The sequence below is a fragment of the Bradyrhizobium sp. P5_C11_2 genome (assembly GCF_054049755.1).
In genome coordinates, this window is record NZ_JBFULT010000416.1 from 1 (window position 1) to 6,782 (window position 6,782).

The 6,782-nt window shown below is 66.0% G+C and carries 8 protein-coding genes; 6 read left to right on the plus strand and 2 right to left on the minus strand.

The annotated features are described in order from the left end of the window. Together ACXJL8_RS29490 and ACXJL8_RS29495 are read left to right on the plus strand one after the other, a co-directional pair. Positions 1-189 (plus strand): helix-turn-helix domain-containing protein (locus ACXJL8_RS29490; protein WP_456686054.1); only part of this gene is annotated, 189 nt, incomplete at its 5' end. Positions 190-240: 51 nt separating this feature from the next. Beyond that, positions 241-831, plus strand: a complete 591-nt coding sequence (locus ACXJL8_RS29495) for an NADPH-dependent FMN reductase (RefSeq protein ID WP_456622837.1) — start codon at positions 241-243, stop codon at positions 829-831. A 153-nt stretch (positions 832-984) separates the two neighbouring features. Here ACXJL8_RS29495 and ACXJL8_RS29500 read toward each other — a convergent pair whose 3' ends face one another. Together ACXJL8_RS29500 and ACXJL8_RS29505 are read right to left on the minus strand one after the other, a co-directional pair. After that, positions 985-3,066: a methyl-accepting chemotaxis protein gene (locus ACXJL8_RS29500; protein WP_456686055.1), complete on the minus strand. Its 2,082-nt coding sequence runs from the start codon at positions 3,064-3,066 to the stop codon at positions 985-987. A gap of 133 nt (positions 3,067-3,199) precedes the next feature. Next, entirely contained in the window at positions 3,200-3,640 is a 441-nt protein-coding gene (locus ACXJL8_RS29505) for a DUF1810 domain-containing protein (RefSeq protein WP_456622839.1), read from the minus strand. Between the two features lie 189 nt (positions 3,641-3,829). Here ACXJL8_RS29505 and ACXJL8_RS29510 point away from each other — a divergent pair, with 189 nt between their 5' ends. The 4 genes from ACXJL8_RS29510 to ACXJL8_RS29525 form a co-directional block, all read left to right on the plus strand. After that, complete coding sequence (locus tag ACXJL8_RS29510; RefSeq protein ID WP_456622884.1) at positions 3,830-4,777, plus strand: DUF2778 domain-containing protein; 948 nt, start codon at positions 3,830-3,832, stop codon at positions 4,775-4,777. A 66-nt stretch (positions 4,778-4,843) separates the two neighbouring features. Beyond that, a complete protein-coding gene (locus ACXJL8_RS29515) occupies positions 4,844-5,101 on the plus strand; it encodes a hypothetical protein (RefSeq protein WP_456622840.1) in 258 nt (85 codons plus the stop codon). Positions 5,102-5,358: 257 nt separating this feature from the next. Then, positions 5,359-5,862 carry an SMI1/KNR4 family protein gene (locus ACXJL8_RS29520; RefSeq protein ID WP_456622841.1) on the plus strand — a complete coding sequence of 168 codons (504 nt, stop codon included), beginning with the start codon at positions 5,359-5,361 and terminating at the stop codon, positions 5,860-5,862. 221 nt (positions 5,863-6,083) lie between these two features. After that, positions 6,084-6,782 (plus strand): TRAP transporter substrate-binding protein (locus ACXJL8_RS29525; RefSeq protein WP_456686056.1); only part of this gene is annotated, 699 nt, incomplete at its 3' end.

Here is a 6,782-nt window from a genome sequence, read left to right on the forward strand (position 1 = left end):
AGCCTGCATCGCTACTTGCGCCTGCGCCGCTTGTGGCTGGTGCGCCAGCGCCTGCTCGCCGGTGCCGACAGCGTCAAGGCCGTCGCACTGGCGTTCGGCTTCTGGCATCTCAGCGACTTCTCCAGAAGCTATCGTGACCAGTTCGGCGAGACGCCGTCGCAAACGCTGGAACTTGGACGACAACGATAGCGCGGCAAATCGGTTGAGGCCGTACCGCTGTTTCGTGCTAGCGTGCCCGCCATGAGCAACCGCATCCTCGTCCTCTACGGATCCTACCGTTCCGACCGCATGGGCATTCGCCTTGCGAATTTCGTCATCGACCGCCTCCGCAATCGCGGCGAGGAGGTCGAGTTCATCGATGCCAAGGCAATCGGCCTGCCGATGCTCGACCGCATGTACAAGGAATATCCCAAGGGTGCGGCGCCCGAGGCGCTCGAGAAGCTGGCGGGGCAGATCCGCGGCGCCGACGGCTTCGTCTTCGTCACCGGCGAATACAATTGGGGCATTCAGCCCGGATTGAAAAATCTCACCGATCACTTCCTGGAGGAGTGGTTCTGGCGCCCGGCCGCGATCGTGAGCTATTCCGCCGGCCGCCTGTCCGGCGCGCGCGCCTCGACCGCCTGGCACGGCACGCTGTCGGAGATGGGCATGGTGGTGGTGTCGAGCACCATCGGTGTCGGGCCGATCGCGCAGACGCTGTCGGCCGAAAGCGAGCCGATCGGCGAGGGCGGCAAGGCGCTGGAGCGGTCGTTCCCGCGCTTTGCCGACGATCTTTTGTGGTGGATCGAGGCGGCCAAGGCGCAGCGCGCCCGCAAGGCGCCGCCGTATTGATGTCCCGTAGCCCGGATGGGGCGAAGCGCAATCCGGGGGGGCTGCCGATGACGTCAGAGATCCCGGATTACGCGGAGCCTGTCATCGGGCGGCGCTTCGCCGACCCGTTGGCTCCATCCGGGCTACGAATCCGCCGGGCTACGAATCCGCGCCTTACGCGGTCCTGACCTCGGCGAGGAAGCGGTCGAACTGACCGGCGAGGTCGCGCGACTGCGTCGAGAGTTGTTCGGCCGCGCCCAGCACTTCCTTGGCGGCAGCTCCGGTGTCGTCGGCGGCGCGCTGCACACCGGTGATGTTGGTGTTGACTTCCTGGGTGCCGCGGGCGGCCTCCTGGACGCTGCGGGAGATTTCCTTGGTCGCCGAGCCCTGCTGCTCGATGGCGGCCGCAATCGCCGTGCCGATCTGATCGATCTCGGCGATGACGTCGGCGACGTTGCGGATCGCGGTCACGGTCTCGTCGCTCGCGGTCTGGATCGCTGAAATCTGCTCGGAGATTTCGGTGGTTGCCTTCGCGGTCTGGCCGGCCAGCGACTTCACTTCGGACGCGACCACGGCAAAGCCGCGGCCGGCGTCACCGGCACGTGCGGCCTCGATCGTGGCGTTGAGAGCGAGAAGATTGGTCTGCTCGGCGATGCTCTGGATCAGCGTGACGACGTCGCCGATCTTCTGCGCGCCCTCGGCGAGCGCGCGCGCCGTGTCGCCGGTGCGGCGGGCGTTGTCGACCGCCCGCGTCGCGATCTCGGTGCTTTGCGCGACCTGGCGGCCGATCTCCGCGATCGAGGAGGTCAGCTCCTCGGTGGCGCTGGCGACCGTCTGCACGTTGGTCGAGGTCTGCTGCGAGGCCGCGGCGACGATCGCGGCCTGGCTGTTGGTCTGCGCCGCGGTCGAGGTCATCGACTGCGCCGTGCCTTCCATGGTGGAGGAGGCGCGGGAGAGGCCGCCGACGAGCTCCGTGACCTTGGCCTCGAACGCGCGGGTGAGGCCGTCGAGCGCCTGGGCGCGGCGCATCTTGCCGTCGTTCTCGGCCTGCTTCTCGGCCGCGAGCCGGTCGGCCCGGATCAYGTTGTCCTTGAACACCTTGACGGCTGCGGCCATCGCCCCGATCTCGTCAGAACGCTCGGCGCCGGGGATCTCTTCCGCAACGTCGCCGTCGGCAAGGCGCGACATCCGCGTCGTCAGGCTGACGATCGGGGCGCAGACGCGGCGGCGGACCATCACGATGAGGCCGGCGCTGGCGATCAGCACGGCGAGGAGACCGACGAGTGCGATGGTGAAGCTGGTGCGCGCGGCGGCGGAGGCGCCGGCGAGGATCTGCTCGGCGTTGTCATAGAACGCGTCGCGGACCTCGATGATGGTGCTGAGGCCGCGCTGCGTGGCCGTGTAGTAGGTATCGACGTCGTGTTCATACTTGCCACTGACCGCACCGTCCTTCACCAGCTTGAGCTCGCGGCCGAACTCCTCGATATAGATCGAGTTGAACTTCTCCAGCGCAGCGGCGACGTTCGCCGGGGTTGACGGGTTGCCGCGCAATTCCTGCAGCGCCATCACGATCTGGTCGTTGCGGCCCTGCGAGCGGCTGATGTCGGCCTTCTCAGTGTCGGTCGCCGGTTTCTTGCCCCCGACCAGATTCTTGTGCAGGCTGGAGTTGAAGCCGCCCACGTCGCGCAGCGTCATCGCGACGTTGGCGTAGCTGGCTTGGCGGTAGGCATCGCCGTTGAGGATCGCCATGCGGCGCACCTGCTCGTTGAGCAGCGCGGTGACGGCGGCGTTGAGCACGGCGTTGTCGGCGACGATCTTCTTGGCCGCGTCCTTGCGCACCTCCGCGGGGCCTGCCATCGCCTTGTCGATGGCCTCGCGCAGCGCGACAAATTTCKAATTGATCGCGTCGATGTGGCTGCCGATGGTGCTGCCGTCGTCGAACGGGCCGGGCAGCTCCTTGCGCTGCGCATTCATCTTGTCGCGGGCGCCATCGGTCTGCTTGCGCAGCTTGTCGTGCTCGGAAAGCTGCGCCGGGTCGTAGGTCGCGGGCCCGTAGAGGATGTTGGTGGCGAAGCCGCGCTCGGGGTTGAGGTAGCGCGGGATGTCGCTGACGGCACGGACGATCGCGAGCCGGCCCTGCGCCTCGGCGATCCTGTCCATCGTCTGGTACTTCGTCACGGCGACATAGACGGCGAGGCCGCCTCCGACGGTCGACAACGAGACGATGGCGGCGGTCAGGAGCGTACCGATTTTCATGATCTGTCCGGCAATTGGCGCGGGGAAGAAAACGATTCTGCGCAAACGATAGGCAGCCGGTATTAATCCGGGGTTTACGCTGCCGGCTGCATGCCCCGCCGGCATGCGTCCATTCGTCCGGACGCAGGTCGCGCTACCGCGCCGGCCGATCGAGCTTGGCAAGGATCTCCAGCGTCGCCTGATCGCGTTCGCCTGCGAAATATCGGGCGATCGCCTGATCGAAAATCGGCTCACCCGACGCCGCGCCGAACAGCGTCATCGACGAGCGAAATTTTGCGTCATCCGGTGCACCCAGGATCGCGTTGATGCTGCGCCCCTGGACGGCGAGCACGAGGCCGGTGCATTCGACGAGGCGGGCGCCCAGGACGGGGTGGGCGAGGTAGGCGCAGGCCTCCGCCCGCGAGCCGATGGCGTAGCGCTGCGACATCGCGCTGAGGCCGAGGCCCGCAACCTGCGGGAAAATGAACCACATCCAGTGGCTCTGCTTCCGGCCCCGGGACAACTCCCCGATCACCGCGGGGTAGACCGGATTCTGGGCCTGAATGAACCGGTTTAGGTCGAAAGGATCGGACATTGGCTACCTTGGGGCACCCTGCCGGCCGCGATTATGCCTAACTTTKGGCTCCCAATGTGGTTTCTGGTATAGAGTCTCCGGGTGGGGGTGGGTCCCCCCGGGGGTCGATTTGGGGATCTGATGGTTTCCGACACCGCAAGAGCCGAGAGGCTGTTGTCGCGCCGCCGTATCGGGCGAGCCGAGACCATTTTGCTGTCTCTGGCCGCGATGGCGCTGTCGCTCGGCGCCGCCGCCTGGGTCTCGGATCTCAGCGATTCGACCCCCCTGGTCTCCGCCGCGTTGCCGCCGGCCAATACCCTGTCGTTCGACGAGCGTTTCACCTCGCTGTCGGGCCCCGCTCGCGATGCCGGCCTGCGGGGATTGGAGCGGTCCGCCCTGAACGCGGTCCAGCTCAAGCTGCGCGACGCCAAGGCGATGCTCGCCCAGAAGCTCCAGGGCGATGACTGGCGCTCGATCCTGACCGAGGACAATCGGCCCGCGGTCGACGAGCGGAGGCCGTCGCAGCGCGCCGACGCCGCCGTCCCGATGCCGCGCTCGCGCCCGTCCCAGGCGGACCTCTCCGCCCAGATCGCCTCCAGCCAGGCCTATGCGGAGACCAACCCGAGGGTCGACAACCGCAACTTCTTCGAAAAATTCACCGACAAGATCAGGCTGGCCTCGCTGACGCCCGACAGCGGCCTGTTCGGCAAGGCGCCGGATCTCGCTGCGCTCGGCTACGATTCGCGGACGGCGGTCTATGACATCTCGGCCAAGGCTCTCTACCTGCCGGGCGGCGTCACGCTGGAAGCGCATTCGGGCATGGGCCCGCTGATGGATGACCCCGACCATGTCGACCAGCGCATGGTGGGTGCGACCCCGCCGGCGACCTACGACCTGAAGCCGCGCGAAAAACTGTTCCACGGCGTCCGGGCGTTGCGCCTGACGCCCACCGAGGGCACCAGCGCGCTCGGACGCGTCGGCCTGCTCACCCACAATTACATGCTCGGGCCGCGCGGGGATTCCAACGGCTGCGTCTCGATCAAGGACTATGACCGCTTCCTCAAGGCCTGGGACAACGGCGAGTTCAACCGCCTGGTCGTGGTGCCGAAGCTGAGCGGATCGGCGACCGCCTCGCAGCGCGCGAGTACCGACTCCTGATATTTGCCTGCTGCGGCGGGGCTGCCGTTTCCCGTTCGTTAAGCCGTCCTCGTCCAGAAGCAGCCCATGAGTGATCCTTCAAGCTCCGACACACCGCTGCGTACGACGTTCAAGATCAAGCTGAACGGTGACACGCTGGCGATCGCGACTGTCGGCCAGGCCTATCAATTCCTCACCAATTTCAAATCGGTCGAGTGGATGGAATTCCGCTCGCTGCACGGTGACGCCGTCCACGCGCTGGAAGGCGCCGCTGACAACGCTATGCTCGCGGTGCAGGCGACCAACGCCGTGCGCGCGCTGTTCGTCAGCGCGAAGCTGCTTTAGAGCGGCCTTTCGGCGAGCCTTGTATCCACGTAGCCCGGATGGAGCCAACGGGTCGGCGCGAAGCGCCGCCCGATGACAGGCTCCGCGCAATCCGGGACGGTGCCGGTGACGTGCGAGATCCCGGATTTCGCTTCGCTCCATCCGGGCTACCGACTGCCGTCGTCGAACCCGCTCTTGTGCGCCTGCGACCAAGGCTTGACTGAACAAGGCTTGGTTCAACAAGGCTTGGCGCGTTTCGCGCCGAGGAAGAGGATCGCATGGATATTGCAGAATTCATTTCAAGCGTCGATCGCGCAGGCGCGGAGCAACCGACGCTCGCAGGGCTCGAGGCGTTCGAAAAATCGATCGGCTGCCGCTTGCCGGATGACTATCGCCAGTTCCTGCTGGGCTGCGCCGGCGGCTATTGTCAGGGCTCGGCCGAGTTCAACTGGCCGCAAGGGCATTGGGCCGGTGCGGTCCAGGAGGTGCTGGGATTGCGGGGCGACGTGTGCTCGCTGGTCCGGACGCGTCAGACGCCGCAATGGCCGACCGTCGATGAACTCGTGTGGATCATGAGCGACCATGGCGGCAACCCGATCTGCATGACGATCAACGAGGCGCACTTCGGCAAGATCTGGTTCATCGATCACGAGGTCGCCCGCTACGACGAGTCCTGGACGCTCGCTGAAGCGATGTCCGACAATTGGGGCTACGTGCTGCCGCTCGCGGATTCGTTCGGCGATTTCATGGCCGGCCTGTACGAGGAAGCCGAGGCGGCGTGAGGAGTGCATTCAGGGAATTACAACGGGCGCTGCCGATCTTCCTCCAGGACGCCTTAGGAGTTGCCGGCAAGCCCTTGGTTCGGTGCGCTGTTTCGGCACGCGATGGCCGCGGCGCCATGCGTTCTCACGGCTTGAACTCTGCCTCAGGAACGGGCAAACGGTCCGGGAAGACCGTGGCCCATGCCGTCCATTTCAAGCCTTGATCCAGGGAGAAGCCGATCATGAAACGCCGTACATTCCTCAAGGGCGGCGCGGTTGCCGGCGCGACGACGCTGGTTGCCGCACCTGCGATTGCGCAATCGGCCCCCGAGATCAAATGGCGCCTGACTTCGAGCTTCCCGAAATCGCTCGACACCATCTACGGCACCGCGCAGACCTTCGCGAAATACGTGGCGGAGGCCACCGACAACAAATTCCAGATCCAGACCTTTGCGGCCGGCGAGCTCGTCCCCGGCCTTCAGGCGCTCGATGCCGTCAGCGTCGCCTCGGTCGAGATGGCGCAGACGCCGCTCTATTTCTACATCGGCAAGGAGCCGGCGCTGGCCTATGCCACCGGCGCGCCGTTCGGCATGAACCATCGCCATCAGGAATCCTGGTGGGCATTCGGTGGCGGAGCCGAGCTTACCAACGAGGCGCTGAAGCCGTTCAAGGCGCACGCCATCCTCTGCGGCAATTCCGGCACCCAGATGGGCGGCTGGTTCCGCAAGGAGATCAAGACGGTCGACGATCTCAAGGGTCTCAAATTCCGCATCGCCGGCATGGGCGGCCACGTGCTGGCGCGGCTCGGCGTGGTGCCGCAGCAGCTCGCGGGCGGCGACGTCTATTCGGCGCTGGAAAAGGGCTCGATCGACGCCGCGGAATTCGTCGGCCCCTATGACGACGAGAAGCTCGGCTTCCAGAAGGTCGCAAAATACTACTAC